Here is a 24,808-nt window from a genome sequence, read left to right on the forward strand (position 1 = left end):
AGTAGTCTCTAGCTTTTCGTCCACATAGCCTGCCTGGAGAGGATTCCTATGAGTGAATGTCCCTTTGCAAACTTTCCGAACCTGATCGACCCTGAGACATACGTCAATGGAATGCCCTACGATACCCTCGCGGAAATACGCCGCTCAGGACCGGTGCACTATATGGACGGCTCCTATCAGGGCGTTCCCTACTGGCTGGTAACCGGGCGCGACGAAATCGATTTTATATCGAAGAACCCGAAACTGTTTTCCAGTGAGAAGCGCTCAGCGCTGGCGGAAGAGTATCCCGAAGAAGAACTGGATATGATTCACCGCAACATGACGATCAACCAGGATCCTCCCCGACAGATGAAGTCCCGCAAGATTGTGCGTGCCACCTTCACGCCGGGCGCGGTTGACTCCTACGAGGCGAGCTTCCGGGCACACGCCAAGAATATTGTCGACAGAGTGGCCCATCGCGGCGAATGCGAGTTTGTCGAGGAAGTAGCGGCGGAACTGCCGCTGCTCGCGATTCTCGAGCTCTGTGGCATTCCGCCGGAAGATCGCAAGGACTTCTTCGAGTGGACCAACAAGATGATGTTCAACCAGGACCCTGAAATGGCGGCGACCGAGGAAGAGACCCAGGAGGCCTCCTTCAAGGTGATTGAGTACGCCATGAAGTTGATGGCGGAGCACAAGGAAAACCCCAAGAAGGACATTATTGGCGCCCTGATCGAGGGCAACGGCAAGGACGACGGGCTCAGTGACGACGAGTTCGTATGGTTCTTCCTGATGCTGATCGCCGCCGGCAACGAATCCACACGTACGGTCACCACGCAGGGCATGCGTCTGCTGATGGAAAACCCTGATCAGTTGCAGTACCTGCTGGACAACCCCGATAAGATTCCCGGAGCGTGTGAGGAAATGCTGCGCTACAACACCGCATTCACGCTGATGCGTCGTACCTGTCTGGAGGATACCGAGGTCGGTGGTCATCTTATCAAGAAGGGTGACAAGATCATCATGCACTACCATACGGTGAATCATGACGAGAGCATCTTCGGTGAGGACGCCATGCAGTTTGATGTCCGCCGCGCCGAGCGGATGCCCGATCTTTACAACCAGCACCGCGCATTCGGTATCGGGCAGCACTTCTGTCTCGGTACCCACCTTGCGCGCCTGGAAATGCGCGTTATGTTCGAGGAAATTATTCCCCGCCTGCGCAACCCCAAACTGGTGGGTGAAGTCGCCTACACCCGCTCAAACCTGGTGAACGGTATCAAGCGTATGCACATCACGTTTGATCCTGAAACCAAAGCATCGGAAAAAGCTGCCTGATATTCACGCGCGCAGCGAAACCCGCGGGGATATTCCCCGCGGGTTTTTTTTGCCTGTCGGTTTGCAGGCGTGTGCCGGGGTCAGCACAGCCCGCATTGCGAATGTAATCACACTCTGTCACAGGCTGCCTTTCTTGTTGGCGTGGTCTGAGGTATGTTAATTGCCGATAAATTACCCTGACAGCCTTATCTGTCGGGGTGCCATGCGTTATTTCCAACAGGTACAGGCTATGTTTCGAATACTCCCGGTTGTACTCACACTGCTAGTTCTAGCGGCATGCGGTGGAGAGGAGTCCACGGAGCAATATATTCAACAGGCTAAAGACGCGATGGCAGCGTCCGAATACCGCACCGCCACCATCGCACTTAAAAATGTCCTGCGTCAGGACCCGAACTCTGCGCAGGCGCGTTGGCTCCTCGGCAAGGCATCGCTTGAAAGCGGCGATGTGCTCTCGGCCAGTAAAGAGTTGAAGCAGGCGCTTGATCTGGGTTGGCCGCCCGATGATATTCAGCCGGCGATGGCGCAGGCGCTGTACGCACAGGAGGAGTTTGAAGCAGTTGGCGAGCTGGATCCCGAGGGCATGACGCCCACTGCCCGAGCCAGTCTTTTCGGCCTGCAGGCGCAGGCTGCACTGGCACTGGGCGACGAGGAGACGGCAGAAGTACTAATCGATCAAGCATTGGCTCTGAAGCCGGAAGATGTTGAGGTGTTGATAGCAAAAGCGCGTTTGTTGGAGAACGCAGATGACTCGGAGGGTGCTCTGGCAGTGGTCGACCAGATAATCGCCATTGACCCGAATCGCGGCGACGCCTGGAGCCTGAGGGCAGCAATCCGTACGAAGCAAGAGAATTACAAGGGCGCACTGGCTGCCCTGAACAAAGCCGTCCAGCTGAAGCAGGACAATGCCGAGGATCTGTTCAAACGTGCACTGCTGAAGATGCACCTGGGAGATTACGAAGCGGCACAGCGCGATGCCAGGGCACTGATGTCGAAGAAAGCCAAGCATCCCGGCTCTAACTATGTGCAGGGGCTGCTGCACTTCGAGGCCGGCAACTATGAGGAGGCTGTAGCCTCGCTTTCCGTCACGGAACCCGCGTTTAAACAGTATCCACTGTCCATGTATTTCCTAGCCAGCGCCAACCTGATGCAGGGGAATATGGATTTGGCGACTAACCAGGCGGTACGCTTTCATAACTTGAGCCCAGGCAGCGTGCAAGGCAGAAAACTGCTGGCGGTAATTCGTCTTGAACAGAATGACTTTGTCAGTGTTCAGCGCCTGCTGCAGCCAGTGTTGGACAGCAATCCCGATGATATCGACGCGCTCAATCTGATGAGTGATGCCTTGCTGAAACAGGGCAAGACCAGTGAGGCCATCGAACTGCTGGCCAAGGTCGCCGAATTGCAGCCGGATTCCGCCGAGGCGAAGGTGAGGCTGGGAGCCGGCATGCTCATGGGGGGTGGAGGTGATGAGGCAATCCAGCCGATCCAGACAGCGCTGGAGATGAGCCCTAACCTGCCTATGGCTGATATTCTGCTGGTGCTAAACCATATGCAGAAGGAAGACTATGATGCTGCCATCAAGGCGGCTAAAGCCTATCAACGCAATAACCCGGACAGCGCGGCACCTTTTAACCTCTTGGGCAGAGTTTATCAGGAGGCCGGTAAGCCCGAGCAGGCGCGCAAGGCATTCAAGCAGGCTCTGAAGGCGGACGGCACGGACTCGAGTGCAAACTTCTACCTCGCACAGATGGCTCTGGCTGATAACGATACGTCGGCCGCACGGGAATATTTTGAGGCGATACTGAGAGTGCAAACCGATTCCCCGCAGGCACACCTGCAACTAGCGATACTGGATGCGCGGGCAGGGAAAGGGGAGGCGATGGCCGAGCATCTTGAGAAGGCCATGTTGGCTGCGCCTACGGCACTGGAGCCAAGGCTGTTGCTCGCGCGCTACTACCTCGATCAGGGTAAACCGGAACAGGTTGCGCAGCTGTTTACGGATCTCACTTCACAGCAACAGAATACCTCGGAGGCTTTGCTGTTAAATGCGCTTGCCCAGTTAGCCATGAAAGAGCCCAACGCTGCCCAATTTTCGCTGGAAAAATTGCTGGAGGTATCCGAGGACAGTGCGAAGATACGTCACCTGATGGCGATGGCTGCGGCTGACCAGGGTGATGCAGAGCGCACTGAGGAGCAATTGCGCCTGTCGTTGGAACTGGATGAAGAGTACCTCCCGTCCAGAATCACGCTGGCGAAAATATTGCTGGCAGCCAAAGATATGGATGCGTTCAACCAACAAATGGAAAAGCTGCAAGTGCTGGCGCCGAAGAACCCCGATGTTTTGCTGATGCAGGCCACGGCCGCTCAGTATCAGGGCAATCTGCCTGCGGCCAAAAACCTGGCGGAGAAGGCCTTTAAAGCTGCACCATCCAGCGAGGCACTGGTAACATTGGCAGCCTACGAGGAGGCGGTAGGTGAGCGCAGTAGCGCGCTTGCGCGCCTTGCACAATGGCTGGAGAAGAACCCGGATGATGTAGCCGTCCGGCTGGCCTACGGCAGCACCTTGATGTCGGACGGGCAGGTTCCGCAATCCACCACGCAGTATGCAATTATCCTGCAGGCTGCACCGGAGAATCTCACAGCGCTGAATAATCAGGCCTGGATTCTGAGGAACAAGGAGCCAGAGCAGGCGCTGGAATATGCTCGAAGAGCGGCCAGTCTGGCACCTGAATCGGCCGCCATTCTGGATACGCTAGCACTGGTTGAATACAGCAATGAGGAGTATCTGCAGGCTCAGCGCAGTATCCTGCGCGCGCTAAAAGCCGCGCCTGACGATCCCTCGATTCGATATCACAGTGCGATGATCGCCGTGGCTAACAATGATAACTCCACCGCGCGTTCAACGTTGAAAAAGTTGATTGCTGCCAACAAGCCATTCCCCGAGTTGGCAGAGGCGAAATCACTGCTGGCCAAGCTGGAAAATTAGCCTCCAGTTGCGTGTCGGTGCCTGTTCCGGTGCCGGTGTAAGTCAATCGAGCGTGCCGAACAGTTTGTCGTAGAACAGCGTAATGGTGGCGTAGTTGCCTTTATGCATATTCTCGTGATGGACATGGTGCTTCGCGACAACCCAGTTTATCGACTTGTACGGAAAGTACGGCAGGTCCAGAAAGACGTGATTGATCTGATTGATATTGGTAAAGATCACAAACGTTATCACCACGGTGGCGATGTGAAAGGGCCCCATGATCGCAGCAAGCAACACAATCGATGCGATAAACATTCCCAGTCCGACGAAGGTTTCCAAAGGGTGCACATAGTGCGCATCCAGATAGGTGGGATTGCGTGCCTGGTGGTGTACCGCGTGGATTTTGCGCATCGGGCCCTGCCCGTGGAACCAGAATCGATGTGCCAGATAATAGAAAAAGTCGTAGAACATCAGTATGACGAAGGTGTGCAGAAGCACCGTCCACACAGACTGGCTTTGAAGCGTAATGCAAAAGGGTAGCAGCACCAGGAAAAAGGTGAGATTGCAATACAGGCCCGTTTTTTGCGTGGCGCGAACAATCGGTCGGTATTTCTCCTGTGCCCACTTGGGCTTATCCTTTTCCTTATTGAGCGCACGCATGTTCGCCAGCGCGGGCACGCGAAACAGCAGGCGCTTGCCGACTACGGTAATGGCGACTATCGCCGCCAGTGCCAATAGCGAGCCGACAATATTGTAATGTTGCCAGATGTAGGAAAGCCAATTGTTATCCATGCTTCTTTACCTCGTGATTCGGGTGGTGTGTAGCAACAGCACTGGTATTGGGATTTGTTTGACTGATGACGCCGAAAAAATAGTAAGCGTATATTGACGACTAGTCAATTTGAATTGACATAATGACTATTGTCGTTACACTCTCCCGGATCATAGGAGTCTGGGTTACCGCGCTGTCACAACTGCCTGAGAACGTCAGTGCACAGGGTTTTTGGGACAAATACGGGGCCGTTCCGCAGGTTATTCGGGGAGTGAATTATGAGTTTGTTAAGCGAAAGTAAATTGCGGGGAACAGCAGAGAAGCTGATTGCTGCGCACGAAGAGGCCTCCCGAACTAACGACTGGCTATTTTTTGTCGATCAGATCTATGCGCAGGACTGTATCTACACGTGCCAGTACGCGGGTGTGATGGATGTGACCGCCAACAGCATAGATGAGATCAAAGCCACACATTATGGTCGGGATATGAACGTCGGCTGGGAGGGCTGGACATTTCCTTATATGGGGGTGTACACCGGTATCGAAAACCGGCTGATTACCCACTGGATGAACCGCGGCCCGGGTACCCGGGAGGATGGTAGTTACTTTGAATCGCCGGGCATCTCGTTTCTCACACTGGATGCACAGGCCCGCATATGCCGCCAACTCGATATGTTCGATCTCGCTCACCAGATGAAACTGTGTGATGAGCTTGAGGATGCCGGCCTGTTATCACCGCAGTTGAAGGCGCAGTGGGTGCTGCCCATGAAACAGAAACTGGAGGCGCAACTGGCGATGAACCGTTAGCACGCGTGCTGCGGCGGTACCTCGCTCGCGCCCAGCTCCAGTGTAACGAGCGCTGAAACTGTCGACCGTGTTGGGTGGCAGAGATTCCCTTGCTGCCATGCAGTGTTTATCATATCGGCAGCAGGACTCACACGCGAGAGGGGATCATGAGGTTCAGGGCTTTGATGTGGACTAGCGGGCTGTCACTGGCCCTGTGGACTTCGCTGGCCGTGGTCCAGGCAGCGGATATGAATCGCCAGTACGGTGTGCGCGCGTACGACAAGGTTGAGAGTTGTTATGCACTTAACCGCGCGGTGAACAGTGCCAAAAAAGACGATGACTGGGCTGCGTTGTACGGCTTTTCGCTCTATACGATGGGTTACCTGACCGGTGTCAGTCGGCTGGCCCACGATACATATGATATCGGTGGCCGCAAAAATACCAAAACGCTGATGGTATGGTTAGAGCAGTACTGTCGAGACAACCCGGATGAGAGTTTCGATGCTGCGTTGAATCAGCTGATTGCGGAGATATACCCTCATCGCACTACAATAGCGCCAGATTAGTGTCGCTCTCTCGTAGATTCTGCCTGCCGCCGCTCGGTGTCAGTGTTGCCTAACTACCGCGAGTACACTTTTCTATCCGGTTATTCAGTGGGCTCGTAACGATCCGGAATGCCGTTGTCATCGGCATCGGGATATATATCAGGAGGTGCCACGTAGGCGACGTTATGTGTTGCGATGATTTCGCTGGCAATCGCTTTCAGGTCAGTGGTGTAACCCGGGGCATAGTTATAGCTGGCCAGATCGACGCCGTAAATGGCCTCCAGCCACACCAGGCTGCTGAGTTCGACCAGAATGTCACCGGCATGTCCTAGGTTGTCAGTGTAGATAGCACTATTCGCGCTGCCCTGCAGCGTGGAAACGTCACCGTTGCCAGTAAGGGTGCCATCGGCATAGAGGTTGCGTAATTCCACTGCACTGAGCCCGTAGGGAATGCAATAAAAATCCACGCCCGGAAACTCAGTGCGAAGTGTATCTATGAATGCGTGGGTGATTTCCGGGTGAAATACATGGTAATCGCTCTCGTATTGTTCGGCGGTAACGTCCGCCGGATAGGTATTCCAGGGCAGGGCGATAAAAAACCGGGTGTCCGGGTTCTTGCTCAGTGCGTACTGAACCCAGTTTCTATAACCATCGATGGTCGGGTAGGTGGGGTAGTAGGTCATTCCGACAAGGTCGATGTCACCGCTATCAAGCTCCGCCTGTATCTGCGGACGCACAGTATTGTTGTTCCAAAACGCCATCGGTGCGCCATTTGCGCCACCTGCAGAAAAGTGGATAGTTTCGTGGTCGGTAAAGCCCGCGGCGTGTGCATGGCCCTCCAAATTCATCGCCATGGGGTTAAAAAAGCTATGGCCGAATGACACCATTTTGAAGCCGGTATTCACTTTGGGCCGGAAGATGGCCTGCAGCGGTGGCACTGTTTCGAAGTAAAATTTCTTTACCACCGATGCCGAAACATCGAACGAACATGCGTTGGTGTCTGCGCTTTCACAGTAATTTGCCCAGCGATGGAACTGGGCATCAGATCGGGGTACGGCCGTGTATGTTTCATCGTAGTCGCCGACAATGTAGTTTTCGGCGCAATTCGCCAGCCCCTGTTGGTAGTCCTCCATAAAACAGTCACGTGTTGCGGTATAGGACAGTACATCCCCGGCGCCCTTGCCGCGAATTTCGATGGGGTGACTACAGCCGTAGGTGACAGACAGTACGGCAAGTACCCACAGTGGTTTGACGAATTTCATAGGGACAGAGGCCTGAAGGTGTCGAAAAGGAAGGATCCAGTCTAGCAGCGTCAGATAATTAATTCCCCTCTGAATTCTCCGGTAGATAGGTTTGGAAGATATCGCCCAGCTGGGCATTGTCGTGTGCTGGAACCCGGTAGTAGGTGCGGATGCTCACTGAGTCATCGTCGCCAAAGCGGTAGGTCTCCAGACTGTATTGCACCTCTGCGCCATCAGGCCCTTCAAAATGATTCTCCAGACACCAGGCGACTTCATTGGCGCAGACAAACAGCGTGCCCGGTTGAATACGGAAAGTGACCCTTGGCTGGAACAGGTCCCAGGAGTCTTCACAGCACGCTTTGAAGCCACGCTTCTCCGGCGTTCCCACCGGGTCCAGCATACGAAACTCACCACAGGCAACCGAGCGCCAGTTATCCACCCAGGCGTTCTTGTCACCGGCGTTCCACAGCAGCGGGTATTTTTGCGCCCAGTTCAGAAGGGCTTTTTTAGTCGGATAGGGCATGGTGTGGAGCCTCAGTTTTTCTTCAGATCAGTGGCGTTCAAATCCTGGGTAGCGTTAGCGGGAGTATTGCCCATGGCGTGCCATGGTAGCTATCGCCAACCACTTGTTGTTTTATTCGCTGCCCATTCTATTGGGGTCCGAGTTAAAACGCCAACGACACGAAAGAAGGGTATTGAAAACACTGTAGAGCCTGAAGCCTATTACATCCAATATTTCGCTTCACGGTGTGATAGGCGAGTGCCAGTAGTCTTTTTCATCTCTCTTTGTTGGTTCCCATCGATTTACGCCTGAGTGTAATCTCCTGATTGATTTTATCGATCTGCTCTTTGGTGAGTGCATTCTTGATTGTGATCAACAGCTTCAGGTGGGCCAGTTTGAAACGGGATTCCAGCGCCAGTACTTTTTCGGCCAGCGCCAGGGACTCGTTCGAGTCGATGGTATACGCAGCGAATACCTGCTGCATTTTCTGCTGTTCGCCCTGCATCGTCCACTGCAAGTCTGCGACGTCTGACTGAAAGCGCTTCACTGCATCGATAATTTCCTTACGCTGTGCCATGGTGATACCGAGTGTCTCCTGATGTCGCATAATGACATCCGGAGGGTATAGCCCCATTTTGAGTGCTTCACGTTTGACCTGAATGCTACGTGTGAAATCTGCCTGTGCCGCGGTTCCCAGACTTGTAGTTGCCAGACTGACGCAGGCGGCAACTATCAGTAACTTGACCAGTCTCATCGCCAATTCCTCCAAAATATTCCAGTGTTCAATTTGTGCGTTGTAACTCGCCGGCCATGGCTTCGGTTTCATAGACCTCCGGCAAGTTGGTCATTGCCGGCAGAGTGCCCGGGGATACCGATAACAATGTGTCGGTGGTGACGCTGTTCGCGCTCATGATGTCTGCGTATAGCTGCGCCGGATCCTGCGGAGCAGGTTCTCTACTGAGCAGCAGCAGGAATGTCGCCAACAGTGCTATCGCAGCGGCCACTTTAGGCATCGCGCGATACACCGGCCGTGCGGTACCCAGAGCGCCCGGCTGTGAGAGTGTCGCTTCGTCGGGAAAAGCGGGTGCCTGCGTCATCTCCTCGCGGCGCATCTGCCGGAAGTGTTGCTCCAGGCGCAGCTCTGGTGCAGTAGTTTGTCTAGTGTTCATTGGTCTCATTCTCCGTCAGTATCTCCAGCAGCCTACCCTTGCCACGGTGATAATGTGTTCTAGCGGAGCCAACGGTGATTTGAACCGTTGTCGCAGCCTCCTCCAGCGACATGCCACTGTAAAAAACCAAATGCAGTACTTCTCGCTGTCGCTGCGAAAGTAGCAGTAGGGCAGACTGCAATTTCTGTGATGTCTGATCACTCTGCAATGCCTCCGCCACGGGGTTGTCATGGCCGGGTGCTGAAGGCGCGGTTTCCGGGTCATTGGCCACTATGCGCAGGTTCAGTAATGAGCGTCGTTTCTGGGTGCGCTGTATATCAGCTGCTACCCGTTTGATCACAGCAAAGAACCAGGTTTTCAGAGAGGCGCTTTCGCTGAAGATGGCGCGCCCGTCCAGCACGCGTAAGTAGGCTTCCTGCAAGACATCCTCAGCGAGTTCGCGGTGCCAGGCGCAACAGGCCAGCGCCCAACCAAAACTGTCAGTGTGCAGGATCTTTAGTTGTTCAAGCTGCGGTGACACAACAGATTGTCTCTCAATGAGAAGCTCACCAGTGTACCCCGCAACGTCACCGGGGAAATACACCGTGCCTCACCTGTGCGGTCATGCCAAAAAGCTCAAACCGCCGGCCGGGAAGTTTGCCAACCCGGGCAGGGCAGCGCTCAGTTCCTGTTGATTCAATCCGAACCAACTTCCCATCGGCGCGGCGAACTGTTCGACGGACACCGAGGGAATCAATCGGCCATTGCCTGCGTCCTGGTCGTGCTCCAGTTGTGACACTGGAATGTCGCCGTAAATATCGCCGCCTTTGACGGCGCCGCCAACCACGAAGTGATGGCTGCCCCAGCCGTGATCAGTGCCATCGCCATTGACGGTTAGCGTACGTCCAAAATCTGCTGCCGTAAACGTTGTTACCTCGTTAGCCACACCCAACTCTTCAGTTGCGGCGTAGAATGCGCTGATGGAATCGCTTATATCTTGCTGCAGGGCGGGCAGGTCCGTAGCCTGAGCTGAGTGTGTATCAAAGCCTCCCAGTGACACAAAGAATACCTGTCGCGAAGCGCCCAATGTGTCGCGTACAGCGATGGTCTGGGCTACCGCGCGCAACTGTGCGCCCAGACCGCTGGTGGGAAAGGGTGTGTTGATGGATGCACCGGAGAGCAGGGCGTTCTCCAGTGTGTCGTTGGCCTCCAGCGAAGTCCTGCTGAGATTAATGATGTCGCGCTCAAACAGATTGCTGCGTTCGGCACCTGCCGCGTCGAAGTGGTTACGCAGGAGAGGCCCCAGTTGCGCTGGCGCTGCATCAATCATTTGAATGGACGGCACACCGCTGGCGCTGATCTGATATGGCGAGACACGGTCGCCAGTGAGGAAAACGGAATTTCCGGCCAGCGATATCTGCGAGAAGATACTTTGTGCATTTGCTGCGATAGTCGCGTCACCAAAACGTCCGCCCCAGCCTAATTGTGAACCTTCAGGAGCAAACGACATCCAGGTGGATTGCTGGTCGTTGTGGGAAAACAGGCGCGCTGGCAGTAGCGACGAGTTGTTGTAGAAGCTCGCGCGATCGGTGGGTTCGCTCAACGGACCCACATTGCCCACTATCGCTGCGCGGCCCTGTGTGAACAGGTTGTGTATTGCGCTCATTTGTGGCGGCAGTGCAAACTGACGCGAGCCGAAGTGGCTATTGAGTGGCGTCAGCGCCAGCAATGATTCGCGAGTGCGGGAGGAGCCACCCGGCAGCGCAGCGTAAGTTTCAAGCAGCGGTGCGCGGATACCGGCATAATCGTTGTAGGAGGCCTCGTCATAAGGCAGTACAGTGTCGTGGCAATCCATACCACCGAACAGGAAGACACATACCAGTGCGCGATATCCCGAGATGTCTGCAGCGTGTGCGTTAAACCCTGCCAGTGATCCCAGCATGGAGCCGCCGGACATCATCATGGGAAGGGCCAGGGATGATTTCAGAAACTTTCTTCGGTTCTGCATGGTCAGTATCCTGTTTGGTTTGCGCTTAACGCAACACGATGTATTCGGGGGATGTCATCACCAGTACGCTGGCAGCGCGTGCGCGCAGTAGCAGATCTTCTTCAGTGTCAGAATCCAGCGCATTCAGAATGTCGGAAATTCTTCCCCGTGTATCTTCCTGCAGGGTGCCGTATGTCAGCAGCAGATCAAGATTGTCCAACAGTGCCACGGGGTCGGCTGCCAGCGCCATCTGAGGCGAGTAATCCGGTACATAGGTCGGTGGCTGGTTGCTGTCTATTTTGCGGGACAAGCCAAACGCAAATGTCGTCAGGAAGTTGGGATACCCAACCACCGTAGTGGCATTGGCTATTTGCAGTTCTGGCGCGGTGAGCCCGGCAGTGCCCGTTTCGGTACCGGGAGCGATGTATCCCGGACGATAGAAATTAAACACTGATGGCGAGCGATAGGCCTGCTGGCCCAGCGCTTCCGGTGCGGTGGTATTGCGCAGCATAGACTCGTTTGCCGCATCTGCGCTGTTGATCTCGAAGGCGCGTGCCCAGTGTGTGAAACGCAGTAACGGCTCGCGCAGTTTACCAAACTGCGGATTGTCGAGAGACGCCGCAGAACGCGCGTCCTCATCCATGAGTATTGCCGCAATGACGGCTTTAAGATCGCCGCGTTCCCCGCTGCCAACGATTGCGCCTGAGGGAAGCTGGTAGTCGCCACTATCGAATGCGGCGGCGACGCGGCGCACATAATCATTGCTTGGAGCGCTGGTCACAAAGCGCTGAATCAGTTGTCGTCCCACAAAAGGCCCGATATTCGGGTGCGCGAAGATCCCATCCAGCGCTATATTGATACTTTCCTGGCCAGTGGTGTTTGCCGGTATATTGATGCTCAGGAATCGCTTGGCCTCCTCTGAGTGAAAGCCATTAAACATGGACAGCGCAGAGTAGTACGACGAGGGTGGCAGGCGCTGGAAGGGGGTTCTGAAACTGGGTGCAGTAAAACTCAGGCCGGTGAATACCTTGGCCAGTTCGGTAATGTCGTCGTTGTCATATAACTCCACTTCACTGCCGTCCGGTAGGGTCACGGGCGTACCGTCCGGGTTTAACTCCACCAACCCTATCGTGAACAACTGAAGCAGCTCGCGGGCATAGTTTTCATCGGGCACGCGGCCTGTTGCGGGGTCGGCCTTCTCGTTTCTCAGATAAGTCAGAAACACCGCCATTGCAGGCGAATAGGTGACGTTCTGTAGCAGGTCACGGTAATTTCCGAACGCGCCTTCTGTCAGTATGTCAGCGTAGTGGGCCAATGCCTGGGGGGCGCGACCCGCATTGCCCTCACCAGAGACAACCAGTATCTGGGACAGGGCAAAGGCCATGCGTTGGCGAAGCTGATCATCGCCTTCAATTGCCGTTTTCCAGAACGAATCGGAAGGGAGAAATACCAGTTCCGGCAGAGGCTGACCGTTGTCTCCAAGAAAGCTGCCATCTTCCGGGAAGTGTGACAATACACCCTCAAGATGTAGCGATGCCGGTTTCTCGAATTCGTTCAGCAACCATTGCTCCAGACCAAGAGATACCACTTCCTCTATACCTGACTGGTTTGGCCCAAAGGTGGCCTGACTGAGAAATCGGCTGGCTTCTTCCTCAGTAACTGTCACTGGCTGTGGTGGTTCGACTGGTGTGTCGATCGGTGTTGTCACCTCGTCGAATGCAGATGACCCGCCACCACCGCCACCGCCTCCACAGGCGAACAGTAGCAAGGAAGAAAACAGTAGCAGCAGGGTTCTCAGGTGTCTTGGGCTGAAATTGTGCATAGCTTCCCCGGATAGGTGGTTTCCTACTTAGTTGTTCAGTGAATACATCTATATGACAGGAAACGCAAAAAAATATGATCTTTTTTGGCGACGGCTACCTTCGCAGAATTCAGCATGGAACTGCGTTCAGGTGGCCGTTCGGAGCGAGCGGGCGGGGAGTAGGCGGTTTGCTAGTGCGGAGTACGCTGCAGATCACTGGTCTGCAGCGTACCTATACGGCTTACTCAGCTTCATAGTCGAGTATAAATTTGGTCACAAACACCGATTGTCCGTGTTCCTTATGACTCCATTCGAGCATTTCAGTAATGGCTTCCATCACGGTCCGGTATTCGCCAATTATCACAGTCGAGGTGGAGCCGGGATTGACTCGTAGGTTTTGTCGGGACTCCAGCTTCTCGATGAAGCCCAGTACCCGGTCCCTGAAGTCCGCGTTCAGCGGATACATGCTGATATCAACGGTAACGATCATGGTGTTGTCCTCTGTTCAGTAGTATATATTCAAGTTTGTGTTAGACCCCGGGCGCGGATTGCGCCAAATGGTCCGCCAGTCGGGCTGAGAGCGCGACGATAGTCAGCGTGGGGTTGGCATAACCTGTCGTGGGGAATACCGCAGAACCAGCAATGTACAGGTTGGCCAGACCGTGCACACGGCAGTTCCGGTCGACGACACTGCTGCGTGGTGAATCACCCATGCGGGTAGTCCCGTACTGATGATTGCCACCGTGCAGGAATTTGCCTTGCGCCTCCGGTATGGCCCATTGACGGGGGCCTGACTGGACACGCCCAATACCGTTGCGCGCCATGCTACCACCCAGTAGACGCATGCCGTTCTCCATGCTCACGCGATCCAACTCGCTGAGGCGCCAGTCCATTACTGCGCGGCGCAGCCCCAGTTCATCGCGCGCGGTATCAAGAAGTATACGGCTGTCGGTATTCGGCGCCTGTTCTGCACGAATCTCCAGTGGTACATAGAGTGTCTCTACGTCTGATTGTGGCGTCAAAAGTGACTGCAACTCACTCAGGTACTCGGGTACTTCACCCACTTCGCCCGCTCGAGCGGCGGGCAGTCCCTGTATTACCCTGCGAATGGCCGTAGGCAGGGTACGCAGTAGCCTTTCCCTTTCACCCGGTGGCTGTGGCTCCTGTACAAAAAAATGAAAATTGAGAAGTTGTTGCTCTCTGGCAGCGCGCGCAGCGATCGCCGTCAGTATTGCTACCTTGCTGGTATTGGTGCGACGCAAGCGCAGCCGGTCTGATGTGTTGAACAGCAGTAATCGCGGGCCGTAAAAGACCGGATGTTGCAGAAAATTGCGGCCAACCATGTCATGCTGGTTACCCAAACCACGCTTGTGCACGCTGTCGGCATTCAATAGCAGGCGTGCGTTCTGGATGGCGCCTGCGGCGAGGATGAACCTCTGCGCGCGTACCTGAAAGCGTCTGCCGTGCAGCGTCGAGACGTCCAGCGCTGTGACTTGCGCTCCCGTGCTATCCGTACTGATATCCACCACAGTGGAATCCAGAAAGGTTCGTACACGGCTGGAGGATTCCAGCTGCGGGCCATAATGGGGGCCAAAGCGTATCGGTGAACTGTCGTAGTAGAAAACAGAATTCTGAAAATCCCTGTCTGCCAGCAGAGGCCCTTTGTCGGCGCCGCTGGCATGCAGTTGATGGAGATCGTACTGTGCTGCGGGCAACGCCAGAATTCTATGCGCAGTGTCATAGTGCGGCAGCAAATCGTCCAGGCCGATGGGCCAGCCACTGCCGGGAACCCAGGGTCGGCGCTCCATATCCAGAGCGTCCAGACGCCTGCACAAGCCGCCCCAAAGCGCGCTGGTACCGCCGAGGCCGCGTACTCGGTTGGCGACACTGGGGTCTGTTCTGATACCGATCTGTGGTGTCTGATTAAGTGCTGTGTGCGCTTGATCCGGCACGCGACCGCCACTTTCCAGCAATACACAATCAACGCCCAGTCGCTCTAGTTCCAGTGCCACTGTCATGCCGGCCGGGCCGGAGCCGACAATGCAAATGTCAGCGTGAATCTGCTGCGGTGCGTCGCTGCCACTGACTATCATGTGGTGTGCACCGGTTTTATGGTAAGCCCGCTTGAATGTATCATGGGTTTTGCATGTAGATGTGAACGCATAATCGGAGCTCCGTCTCCGCCAGCCACCAGCCATCCACCTGCACCAGGCGGTTGTTGTCGAAGTCGTCACTGATCATGCTGCGCAGGCGCATGACCCATTGATCCGCCGATGCTGGCGGTACGTCGCGCCAGAGTTTACCGGGGTCTGGGAGGATACGGGCAAAGCGTTCACCGAGTCTGCGGGCGGCGTAGCTGTCGGCCAGCGGACTGTCGCTGCCGAATACGTGATCGAGCAGGAGTACAGCGGAACCACCGGCAACGCTTGTGGCGCCAGCTATCAGTACACCTCGCCGTGTGAATCGAACGGGGCGTGTACTCATGGCTGAAATCCGTTGCGCTGCTTCATGGGCATGACATCGTGGCTCTGGTGAGACTACCAGGGCTGCGTATCTCCATCGCGCGCAAGGAAGCGTCCTGTATCCTCGAGGGTCAGGCCATCGATAGTCTCGATCATTGCGGCGACAACCTCGGAGGGGTCGAGTTGACCCGGCTGACGGTTTTTCTCGTTTTTGCCTGTCCAGGTCCAGCCGGGTTCAAACATCACTACCGTAATACCCGCCTTGCTGGCCGTGGGTACCATGGTTACCATCAGGCCGTTGAGTGCCGTTTTGCTGGCGCGGTACCACATATTGCCGGAGTGGGGAGGAGGACGCGACACCCGGCCGGAACTGGAGCTGATGTTGACGATTTTCTTCAGATTGCTGGCTGATACCTGCGAGAAGAAGGCCTCGGCAACCTTGATTGGCCCGAAGGCATTCACGCGCATATATATCTCGGCATTGTCGTGGTCCAGGGTGCCGAAGGTCTGTGCCGATGCGGGATCTCCCGTAGACATGATGCCAGCGTTGTTGAGTAACAGATCGATCGGTGTGTCCTGCAATTTGTCTGCCAGTGCATCGATCTGGTCGTGGTTCAGCACATCCAGTGTCTCTATGCGGACGGAGTCATACTGCTCGCTGAGCGCTTTGAGACTCTCTGGAACAGTGTCCCGCCGGTGCGTTGCGATCACTGTCCAGCCCTTTGCTGCATACTGAGTGGCGAACTCCAGGCCGATGCCTCGGTTGGCGCCCGTGATCAGGACGGTGCCGGTCGGGGCATCCGTTTTCTGAGCATTCAGCACCGCGACGGTAACTGCGGCCAGCGCCAAAACTAGCAAGCTCCCGAGAGCGGTAATCTTCAGGTTTCTCGATGCCAACGCAAAGCCTCCTCAGCCGTGTGCAGGTGCCACTATGGCGTCTCCGTACTGCTTACTTCTTGCTAAAACCGTACAGTCTGCCCGTGGCCTCCGCGAAAAACACCATGCCACTGGAGCTTAACGCTGTTCCCACTGTTTTCACAGGGATGTCTGTTTCGGCAAGACCGATAATCTCACCTGTTATCGCATCCAGAATAACGGCTCCGTTCTCGGAGGAGGTGTAGGCGAGGTCATTGCCAGCCTGCACCAGCAGGCCGTTGAACGGTGTGCCGCTTTGCGTCCACAGCAATTCGGCGTGATCTCCCCGGTCCATCAGCGCAACTGCCACCCCGTCCAGTGGCGCGGGGATAATGCGTCCATCGGGCGTTGCCGATGGGCTGCCAATTGGGGTATAGCCTATCGGGTACAGCCACAGCAACTGCCCGGTATCGGCATCCAGTGCATAGGTATTGTCGGCACCATCATTGCCGTAGAGTCTTGTCCCATCGCCGGAGATGACAATGCTGGCGCCACTGCCACCGGTAAGTACTGAACTCTGCCAGACCGGGTCTATGCTGGGTGTGCTGTTAGCGGAGTAGCGCAGCGCCGCAACAAGGCCGTTTGGTTCAGAGGGTATGTTCAGGGTGATATAGAAAACACCAGTGTCCATATCGATAGCGAGGGTGTTGGGCACGACACAACTCCCGGAAGAATCGCCACTGAGGCAGGTGAGCAGGCTGCCCGGTGTGCCCGCACTGGGCACCAGGTCATACGGTGTTATGACGTGCTCGCCGGTTTGTCGGTCGAGTACATAAATCCGGCCGCTGAAGGAAGGAAAGATCAGGTGTCCGTCCGGGGTGAACTGTGCGCTGATCGGCGCGGCCACAATCGGGGTTTGCCAGCGAAGCCGGCCCGCCGCATCGTAAGAGCGCATGTGCGAGGTATCGCCGATATAGAGGTTGTTATCGCTGTCGATGAGTACGGACGAAGCCGCCGCACCGAGATCGGTTGCATCGAGACACCACAGCTCTTCCCCGGACAGGCTGTCAAACGCGTATACGGTGCAACCGGTTTTGGCGAGTGTGATGTAGAGCTGGTCATCGGGCCCTACAGTGGGCGCGGCCAGAGTCAGCCCATCGACTTTGGCCGACCACGCAAATTCCAGATCCGTAGCGCCATCACTCGGGATGCTGTCGGTATTGCCAGCATCACGGTGTATATTGGGCCAATTGACATCGGGGTAGTAGGACGTAGAGCCCGAATTGGAGTCAGAACCGCTGGAGTTGTTATGGTCACTGCATGCCGTTGTCAGCAGTGCGATGAAAACCAACGTGTAGAGCTTCAAGTTCTGTGTCCTCAGTATTAAATTATCAGATCGTGTTTTCGCGCAATAACCGGCCAGAATACACGCGACCCGTCATGCGCCACTGATTGGACATCGTAACAGTATGCCGTTCAATTCGCTTCGGCATCGATAGCGGCCTGTACAGCCCGGTAAAACGCCTCGCGCTGAGCACCCACGGTTGCGTAATCAGTGGCTCTGGGCCAGTTGCTGTTGGAGGCAATGACAAGCTTCCGCGCTGGATCGATAAAAATGCCCTGGCCAAAAATTCCCTGCGCCGCAAAACTGCCGTTATCGTACGTCCACCACTGGTAGCCATAGCCCTTGCCCGGAAACGCTATGTCAGCTTGCGTGGTTGTAGCGGCGCCTAACCAGTTGTCGGGAACCACCCGCTTACCATCGACCATTGCTCCGCCGAGGATAAACAGGCCGAAGCGCGCGAAGTCGCGCGTGGAGGCCTGAATACAGCAGCCGCTGACCTCGTGCCCGGTAGAGCCCAGCAACCAGCTCGCATCCTGTTCCATGCCGAAGGGCGCCCAGATCTTCTCGGAAAGATAGTCTGACAAGGTTTTGCCGGTGGCGGAGCTCACTAGCACGCCAATCAGGTTTGTTTCCCCGGTCTTGTACACCCAATCCCTGCCGGCCGGTGCCTCGCGGGGGAGTTTGCGCATATAGCTGACAGTGACATCGACACCCGGCTCTGCCTCGTGTTCATTGAACAGGGCGACATCGCTGTTCCTGTCTTCATAGTCCTCGTTCCACTTGACACCCGACGTCATGGTCAGTAACTGCGCTATCGATACGTCATCGTAGACAGAGCCTTTCAGGTCGGGGATATATGCGGATACTTTATCGTCAACGCTCTTGATATAGCCGTCCTTTACTGCCGCTCCTACCAGTGTGGAGGTAAACGATTTTGCGACCGAGAAACTGGTCCATCGTCCGGTGGCGTCAAAATCCAGCCCGTATTTTTCCAGCCGCACCTTGCCATCCTGCACGATGATCAATGCGGCCGTGCGCTGCTCATCCATATAGGCCTCGACATCAGTGGCCAGGTTCATGGGTTCACCCGGAGGGAGAGGGAAGGGGTGTCCGCCGGCCTCAATCACGCGGGAATCGGCGACGATGGGGACGAGGTCGAGTGCCCGGAACAGCGCATCACGTTGTGGCACTGTCCAGAACAGCACATCGCGATCTGTGGGCAGATTGGCAAGTATCCTCCGTGTGTCCTTGTCTATGCTGAAATAGCCGATGGCCAACACCACCGCGATCAATACAAGTATCCTGGTTATCCACTTCACCTGATGTGCCCCCTGGGGTTTATTGTTTGAATGGCCGAGCCCTGAGCGGCAGCCGGTTGGAATTACCGAAATTACGCAGCGTAGTAGTCAGCTGACGTAGACGCTCTGGGCACCGCAGTATAGAACGACTGATACTTTTCGACCACAGCCCCAGCCGGGGCAGGGTGGCGGTTAAGTAGATTGCTCAACCACGCTATTTGCTCGAACCGGTTAAATATCCCCTTGCAAACTATGGGTAAGCCCCGTTAATGTGCCGATGTTACAGTGGGCGTAATAACAATAGCTGCAACTATATACGGTTGCTTGTGCACTGAGATTGCTGATACACGCAAAGATATCGGTGAGGAAAAAAATGAACAACGCAGGTTTGCGATCAACCGCGTGGTGGTTGGCACTGGCAATCTCCATCTCCGCATGTAGTGATCTATCGTCAACGAGCCCCGGGCCGACAACGGGGACATCGTATTACATCGACTGTCAGTCATCGGTGCCGGGCGAGGGGACGATGGAGGCGCCCTGGCGTGATTTCGACATGGCTAATTCCATCACTCTGGCTCCGGGTGACCGGCTTTTGTTGCGCCGGGGTACCGTCTGCAATGGCATGCTCAAGCCCATGGGGTCGGGGGCTGCGGATGATCGCATCCATATTGGGGCCTATGGCGAGGGCGCGCTGCCGAGGATTGATGCGCAGGGCCTGCAGACTGCCGCGGTGCACCTTGAAGATGTCTCACATGTCGTTATTGGCGATCTCGAATTGACCAATCCTGGTAACCCGAATGAACCGCACCGTGGTGTGTATCTGACATCGCTGGAACGCCAGGTAAGGGATGTAGAGATACGCGACCTGTATATCCATGACGTAACCGGTTTGGTAACTTTCAACGGCACAGCCAAGCGCGGCGGTGCCATCATTGCGAACTCTGCATTAGAGAGCCAACAGGCGCAGTTCGACGGCGTGCTGATCGAGAACAACCGCATTGAGGATGTGGGTCGAAGCGGTATTTATTTTGACGGCTCGTCAGCCGGCTCCAGTGAGCGCCCACGGGCGACTGAAACGTGGCCAGCGGGAGGGCAGAATATTGTTATTCGCGGCAATACACTGAAACGATTACAGGGGGATGCAATTGTCGCCCATGGTACGGACAGTGCCGTAATAGAAGACAACATCGTCAGTGTCGGAAATCTTGCGGGCAGGGATTGGCTTAGCCCGGAGCGAAACTGCTCAGCGGGCATCTGGACCTGGAATTCCATCAACACATTGATACAGAGAAACGAGGTCTCCGGATATCGTTTCGGGCAGAGCCCTACCGATGGCTGTGACGGCACCGGATTCGATATCGATAATGAGCAGGAAGGCACCATTATCCAATACAATTACAGCCACAATAATGAGGGGGGCTTCATACTATTGTGCAGTGACGATGAACCGCATACTGCGCATGTGCGCTACAACCTCAGCATAGACGATGGAAAAGCCATCAATACCAGTCCGTGCAAGGCACCGGTCATCGGTACGTTCAGCGATATCCGCATGTACAACAACACCTTCGTAATGCCCAGGCCCCATACTGCGCTGGAGACGATTCCACTTGAAGCGATGGGCAACGCTGGGGATTTTCAGTTCGCCAACAACATCGTTTACGCGACGTCAGCGCAGACGTATCCCCTGGCCTGTGGCGATCGTTGCACCAATAACCTGTTCTTCGATATGCCTGTATCCGGCACAGAATTTGTCGTCGGAGACCCTCTGTTCGAGAACGTACAGTGGCGCGGTTCGGGTCGCCTTCAGGCAGGGGAAGCGTTTCAAATCCGACCGGGCTCACCGGCGATCGCCGCTGGTATCGGTCTCCATCCCCCACAGGTGGACTATTTCGGTAATGAGACCCCGGCGAACCCGGCTATTGGAATGCATCAGCCACATTGATCGCAATATTTGTCGCAATGCGTTGCGATAGAGCGAGATCAGATATCCCGAGGTGGGTCATTATTCCCTCCGTCGCACGACGGTTCTATGACCGACCTGTGCTCAACCTCGAATTAACCTGTAATACCGGCAATAACAAACCCGATAGCGAGTACACGCATCTACGGCACTTCGGCAAAGCGCATTGCTAAAATCACAAAGTCGCTTCTTTTTCGAGCAAATGCATATTGTGTTCAATCCGTTGAGCAACCTCCGGTACATGTGCCGCCATCGGCAGGGCCTGCTTGAGTAATTGCGCAGCCGCTTTGTGCGCGCCTCCCCGGACAAGGAGGTTGGCCAGGTTATTGAGTAGACTGAAACTCTGGTAGCCTGATTCGTACAGCGAACGGTACGCCTTGAGAGCACCTGCGTGGTCACCTAGTCTATACAGTGCTTCTGCGATACCCTCCCTATTTACTTGCGGTTGATAGCCCATCTCGATAGCGCGCTCAAAATAACGAATAGCCAGGTGGTAGTCCTGTTTGTGTCGAACCGTCAAAGCACCTGCGTTGGCAGCCATGCGCCCTGTATCGGGGTTGCTTGTAGCGCCGGTATCTTCCTCCAGTGCTTTTTCCATCAGTGCGAGATACACCAACTGACGGCTGGACTTGGGCTTTGTGGGGTCGCTGTCCTCATGATGGTGCAAAGGAATATCCAGATGATCAAAAGTCCCTGCTGGTAAACACCTGTCGACCAGCTCATGAACCCGTCCGCTAAAGCGAATGTCTGGTCTATTTCTAAACAGGCGGCAGATAGGGTTGTCCCGGAAGCCAGAAAACCCTCCCGTGTAAACGTTGTTTTCGCTCACCGGTATCCAGTCCGGCTCCAGTGCGTTGTTACTGTAATTGCGCTGTTGTAGAAAAAAACCATCCAGCGTTGTCGTGGCAATGCGCTCTCGGAGCTGTTGCAAATGCGCTGGCTCTATCCATTCGTCGGCATCCAGCACAAGAATCCAGTCGCCCTGAGCTTGCTCCAGAGAATAGTTGCGTGCGGCAGAAAAATCATCGCACCAGGTAAAGGTTTCAACCTTATCGGTAAAAGCCCCGGCAATCGCCGCTGTGTCGTCGGTTGATCCGGTATCGACAATAACCATTTCATCAACCAGCCCATCAACAGACTGCAGACAACGCCTGAGAAAATGAGCCTCGTTGCGCACTATCATGCACAGTGACAGGCTATTCATCACCTTGTTTTTAGACACGGGTAGTTACACCAATGGGTACACTGGAGGAGATGAAGTATATGTGGGGTTAGCGTTGCTTGCCAATTTTTTCTCTTTCGCTATGCCCCTTTGCGCCCCCTCGGCCTCGTGGGTATTGCGTCTTGTCGCAACGTGATTATTGGAAACGTTGGCAGTCAACTTTCGCAGTCGACGATGAGGCGCGAGCGCATGATAGAGTGACCTCGATATGGCCATTCAATCACTCAGGGATTGGGTGGCCAACCAGTAGTGTCATGTGACGGGCCTGAACGCAAGTGCCAGCACAAGTACTGCGCACGCCGTTGTCCATGAGCCGATAATCCTCAAGGCAATACGTTGCCAAACGTGTTGCGCCATTTCGGCCACGCCTGCTACCACCACTAATAGCAGTACCCCTCCCAGCCAGCAGCCGAGTAAAGCGGCGAAGGTTTCGCGTCTGTCCAGGCCGGTAACACCTGAGTCCATGCCGACCAACAGGCCAGTGATAGCGGCGATGACTGCCAGCGCAATTTCTGGCGGTGAACGCTGGGCCGCTACACCGAGCCCGCAGAGCATGGCCAGTACCAGCAGTATTTCCTGAAATGGCAGCACGGGTTGCAGCTCGAAGCCTGCAACTGTGAGTCCTATAGCGAGTGCAAGTATGTACGGTGGATAGGCAAAGCGCATCGCCCGTGTGCCGCGCTGGCCCAGCATGAGCGCAAAAACAACCAGTGCCAACGCGTGCGACAGTACCAATAGGGGGTGAAGCATGCCTCCATAGAACTCGCCAATCCCCGCCATCGGGCTATGGGCAAATGCAGTGCCCGGCATCGCGACGAGCACCAGCACATGAAGAAAGCGGGGCGACACTTAAAAAGCGCGTAGCAGAAATATAGCTCCAGCCATCGCGATGATGGCGCCACCAGCGCGAACAAGCACCTGGCCAGCGCGCCAGCGGCTGAGGAGGCTGATAAGTATGCCGCAAAGGTGTAGCAGGCCGGTGGCCAGCACGAAGCCAATACTGAAGGCCAGTGGGCTGACAGCGTGCGGTAGTTCGGTGCCGTGCGCGTGGCCGTGGAATATCGCAAACAAGCCGACAATGATCGCCGCCACCCACAGTGGTGGCCGCGCAGCCAGCAATACCATACTGCCTAACACCAGCGCAGACATGGCGATACCAACTTCCACACTTGGCAAGGGAATACCGGTGACACCCAGTGCTCCGCCAAATGCCATTACCAGCGGAAACACGACTGGCAAGATCCAGATAGCCGAGCGACCCAGTACGGCACCCCAGAGGCCGACAGCCACCATGGCTGCGACGTGATCCCATCCCAGCAGAGGGTGCATAAAGCCACTCGAGAAGCCCCCGGCAAGCCCTGCGGCTTCGTGTGCATTTGCGTTAGTCGCAGCGCCAATTAGGAGTGCGCCGAGTAAGAGATTCTTAAACAACATAGTGAAATGGCCCGGTTCAAAGGATGTGCCGAGGAGGATACCCTAAGAGCTGGTCTGCTGCATGTGTGCGGTCCACAAATGACAGCCCTCAGTCATCAGTAGTGATGTATGCGAGAACTCTCCGGCGAAAATCCTCGCTATTTTTCAAGAAATTGATCTGACTGCTGTTTGGCTGCGTAACTAGTTCTGGCTTCATATGAATTGCGGTCGATATTGGTGTCGGCCGACGCTATGTAACACAACAAGAGAAAAAGTATTATGAAATCAGCCCTTATGGAACCTGTGGTTTCTCCTTCTCTGGCAATATCCCAGGACGCCAACCTGGTCAGAGAAGCTTTGATAGCGCGAGGTCTCGAGACTCCCCTTTTAAGTAACGGTTTAGACCGCGACCAGCGGTACCAACGCATCAAGGCGTCTTTTTCCGACATTGCAGATACCCTGGGTCTTGATTTGTCCGATGACAGTCTCTCTGAGACGCCGCACCGGATTGCCAAAATGTATGTCGATGAAATTTTTGCGGGTCTGGATTACGCTCATTTTCCGAAAGCTACTGCTATCGAAAACAAGATGGGTGTCGATGAGATGGTAAGGGTCAGCGACATCTCAGTAATAAGCACTTGTGAGCACCATTTCGTGACCATCGACGGCCTAGCCGACGTGGCCTATATTCCCGACAACAAAATCATTGGCCTGTCAAAAATCAACCGCATCGTGCGCTTCTTTGCCCAGCGCCCGCAGGTGCAGGAACGCATGACTCAGCAGGTATTAGTAGCATTGCAAACATTGCTTGGTACCGATGATGTAGCGGTTACTATTAATGCTGCGCATTACTGTGTGAAGGCGAGGGGCGTAATGGATGCCAATTCCACTACGCGAACCTGCGCACTGGGTGGCAGATTCAGGACAGACCCGTTAACACGGGCAGAATACACTGCCTGAAACTGCACATTTCATCGGGATTCGGGCTGCATCGGTAACCGAGAACCGCAATAAATGCGGAACACGGGTCCTTCCCGATGGAGGGGAACCATTCGCTTTGCCCCTTATCGTTGTTGGCGCCGGTATGATCCATGCTTGCATGGACAATGAATTGTGATCGTGTAAAGCTTGCCTCATCGGGCGTATCGATGAGCTTTTCTTGCCCACCATAATTCTAATAGAAGGTT

Annotated in this window: 23 protein-coding genes; 6 read left to right on the forward strand and 17 right to left on the reverse strand. The window is 55.2% G+C overall.

Going from position 1 to position 24,808, the window contains the following annotated elements; genetic code table 11:
* Nucleotides 1-48: 48 nt before the first annotated feature.
* Both AC0L6S_RS03845 and prsT read left to right on the forward strand, forming a co-directional pair.
* Nucleotides 49-1,317, forward strand: a complete 1,269-nt coding sequence (locus AC0L6S_RS03845; RefSeq protein ID WP_473427101.1) for a cytochrome P450 — start codon at nucleotides 49-51, stop codon at nucleotides 1,315-1,317.
* A 229-nt stretch (nucleotides 1,318-1,546) separates the two neighbouring features.
* The gene (gene prsT / locus AC0L6S_RS03850) at nucleotides 1,547-4,303 is read left to right on the forward strand and encodes an XrtA/PEP-CTERM system TPR-repeat protein PrsT (RefSeq protein WP_473427102.1); all 2,757 of its coding nucleotides are present in this window, start codon (nucleotides 1,547-1,549) and stop codon (nucleotides 4,301-4,303) included.
* A gap of 42 nt (nucleotides 4,304-4,345) precedes the next feature.
* Here prsT and AC0L6S_RS03855 read toward each other — a convergent pair whose 3' ends face one another.
* Entirely contained in the window at nucleotides 4,346-5,074 is a 729-nt protein-coding gene (locus AC0L6S_RS03855) for a sterol desaturase family protein (RefSeq protein WP_473427103.1), read from the reverse strand.
* Between the two features lie 258 nt (nucleotides 5,075-5,332).
* Between AC0L6S_RS03855 and AC0L6S_RS03860 the strand changes: the two genes are divergently transcribed.
* Nucleotides 5,333-5,860, forward strand: coding sequence for a nuclear transport factor 2 family protein (locus AC0L6S_RS03860; RefSeq protein WP_473427104.1), 528 nt, complete (start codon nucleotides 5,333-5,335; stop codon nucleotides 5,858-5,860).
* A gap of 146 nt (nucleotides 5,861-6,006) precedes the next feature.
* Complete coding sequence (locus AC0L6S_RS03865) at nucleotides 6,007-6,405, forward strand: hypothetical protein (protein ID WP_473427105.1); 399 nt, start codon at nucleotides 6,007-6,009, stop codon at nucleotides 6,403-6,405.
* 80 nt (nucleotides 6,406-6,485) lie between these two features.
* Here the strand turns inward: AC0L6S_RS03865 and AC0L6S_RS03870 are convergent, their stop codons facing one another.
* The 13 genes from AC0L6S_RS03870 to AC0L6S_RS03930 form a co-directional block, all read right to left on the reverse strand.
* Nucleotides 6,486-7,646: a hypothetical protein gene (locus tag AC0L6S_RS03870; RefSeq protein ID WP_473427106.1), complete on the reverse strand. Its 1,161-nt coding sequence runs from the start codon at nucleotides 7,644-7,646 to the stop codon at nucleotides 6,486-6,488.
* Between the two features lie 58 nt (nucleotides 7,647-7,704).
* Entirely contained in the window at nucleotides 7,705-8,148 is a 444-nt protein-coding gene (locus AC0L6S_RS03875) for a hypothetical protein (RefSeq protein ID WP_473427107.1), read from the reverse strand.
* Between the two features lie 253 nt (nucleotides 8,149-8,401).
* On the reverse strand, nucleotides 8,402-8,881 hold the full coding sequence (locus AC0L6S_RS03880) for a Spy/CpxP family protein refolding chaperone (protein ID WP_473427108.1): 480 nt from the start codon (nucleotides 8,879-8,881) through the stop codon (nucleotides 8,402-8,404).
* 28 nt (nucleotides 8,882-8,909) lie between these two features.
* Complete coding sequence (locus AC0L6S_RS03885) at nucleotides 8,910-9,296, reverse strand: hypothetical protein (protein WP_473427109.1); 387 nt, start codon at nucleotides 9,294-9,296, stop codon at nucleotides 8,910-8,912.
* On the reverse strand, nucleotides 9,286-9,816 hold the full coding sequence (locus AC0L6S_RS03890; RefSeq protein ID WP_473427110.1) for an RNA polymerase sigma factor: 531 nt from the start codon (nucleotides 9,814-9,816) through the stop codon (nucleotides 9,286-9,288). Before AC0L6S_RS03890 ends, AC0L6S_RS03885 begins: the two co-directional genes overlap by 11 nt.
* Before the next feature lie 81 nt (nucleotides 9,817-9,897).
* The gene (locus tag AC0L6S_RS03895; protein WP_473427111.1) at nucleotides 9,898-11,283 is read right to left on the reverse strand and encodes a DUF1501 domain-containing protein; all 1,386 of its coding nucleotides are present in this window, start codon (nucleotides 11,281-11,283) and stop codon (nucleotides 9,898-9,900) included.
* A 25-nt stretch (nucleotides 11,284-11,308) separates the two neighbouring features.
* Complete coding sequence (locus AC0L6S_RS03900) at nucleotides 11,309-13,084, reverse strand: DUF1800 domain-containing protein (protein ID WP_473427112.1); 1,776 nt, start codon at nucleotides 13,082-13,084, stop codon at nucleotides 11,309-11,311.
* Between the two features lie 220 nt (nucleotides 13,085-13,304).
* Nucleotides 13,305-13,553 carry a thiamine-binding protein gene (locus AC0L6S_RS03905; RefSeq protein ID WP_473427113.1) on the reverse strand — a complete coding sequence of 83 codons (249 nt, stop codon included), beginning with the start codon at nucleotides 13,551-13,553 and terminating at the stop codon, nucleotides 13,305-13,307.
* Nucleotides 13,554-13,593: 40 nt separating this feature from the next.
* Nucleotides 13,594-15,156, reverse strand: a complete 1,563-nt coding sequence (locus AC0L6S_RS03910; protein WP_473427114.1) for an FAD-dependent oxidoreductase — start codon at nucleotides 15,154-15,156, stop codon at nucleotides 13,594-13,596.
* Nucleotides 15,157-15,196: 40 nt separating this feature from the next.
* On the reverse strand, nucleotides 15,197-15,547 hold the full coding sequence (locus tag AC0L6S_RS03915) for a hypothetical protein (RefSeq protein ID WP_473427115.1): 351 nt from the start codon (nucleotides 15,545-15,547) through the stop codon (nucleotides 15,197-15,199).
* Between the two features lie 53 nt (nucleotides 15,548-15,600).
* Complete coding sequence (locus AC0L6S_RS03920) at nucleotides 15,601-16,422, reverse strand: SDR family oxidoreductase (protein WP_473427116.1); 822 nt, start codon at nucleotides 16,420-16,422, stop codon at nucleotides 15,601-15,603.
* Between the two features lie 52 nt (nucleotides 16,423-16,474).
* The gene (locus AC0L6S_RS03925; RefSeq protein WP_473427117.1) at nucleotides 16,475-17,746 is read right to left on the reverse strand and encodes an outer membrane protein assembly factor BamB family protein; all 1,272 of its coding nucleotides are present in this window, start codon (nucleotides 17,744-17,746) and stop codon (nucleotides 16,475-16,477) included.
* Between the two features lie 110 nt (nucleotides 17,747-17,856).
* Nucleotides 17,857-19,044, reverse strand: coding sequence for a serine hydrolase domain-containing protein (locus AC0L6S_RS03930; protein ID WP_473427118.1), 1,188 nt, complete (start codon nucleotides 19,042-19,044; stop codon nucleotides 17,857-17,859).
* 352 nt (nucleotides 19,045-19,396) lie between these two features.
* On the opposite strand from AC0L6S_RS03930, the gene AC0L6S_RS03935 reads away from it, so the two are divergent.
* Nucleotides 19,397-20,968, forward strand: coding sequence for a right-handed parallel beta-helix repeat-containing protein (locus AC0L6S_RS03935; protein WP_473427119.1), 1,572 nt, complete (start codon nucleotides 19,397-19,399; stop codon nucleotides 20,966-20,968).
* Nucleotides 20,969-21,161: 193 nt separating this feature from the next.
* On the opposite strand, the gene AC0L6S_RS03940 is transcribed toward AC0L6S_RS03935, so the two are convergent.
* From AC0L6S_RS03940 to AC0L6S_RS03950, 3 genes are all read right to left on the reverse strand, one after another.
* Complete coding sequence (locus AC0L6S_RS03940; protein WP_473427120.1) at nucleotides 21,162-22,208, reverse strand: glycosyltransferase; 1,047 nt, start codon at nucleotides 22,206-22,208, stop codon at nucleotides 21,162-21,164.
* A gap of 252 nt (nucleotides 22,209-22,460) precedes the next feature.
* Nucleotides 22,461-23,057 (reverse strand): HupE/UreJ family protein, encoded by a 597-nt coding sequence (locus AC0L6S_RS03945; RefSeq protein ID WP_473427121.1) that lies wholly within the window; start codon nucleotides 23,055-23,057, stop codon nucleotides 22,461-22,463.
* A complete protein-coding gene (locus AC0L6S_RS03950; RefSeq protein WP_473427122.1) occupies nucleotides 23,058-23,642 on the reverse strand; it encodes a HupE/UreJ family protein in 585 nt (194 codons plus the stop codon).
* A 258-nt stretch (nucleotides 23,643-23,900) separates the two neighbouring features.
* On the opposite strand from AC0L6S_RS03950, the gene folE reads away from it, so the two are divergent.
* Nucleotides 23,901-24,581 carry a GTP cyclohydrolase I FolE gene (folE, locus tag AC0L6S_RS03955; RefSeq protein ID WP_473427123.1) on the forward strand — a complete coding sequence of 227 codons (681 nt, stop codon included), beginning with the start codon at nucleotides 23,901-23,903 and terminating at the stop codon, nucleotides 24,579-24,581.
* Nucleotides 24,582-24,808 lie beyond the last annotated feature (227 nt).

It is taken from the genome of Halioglobus sp. D3-4 (assembly GCF_055809315.1).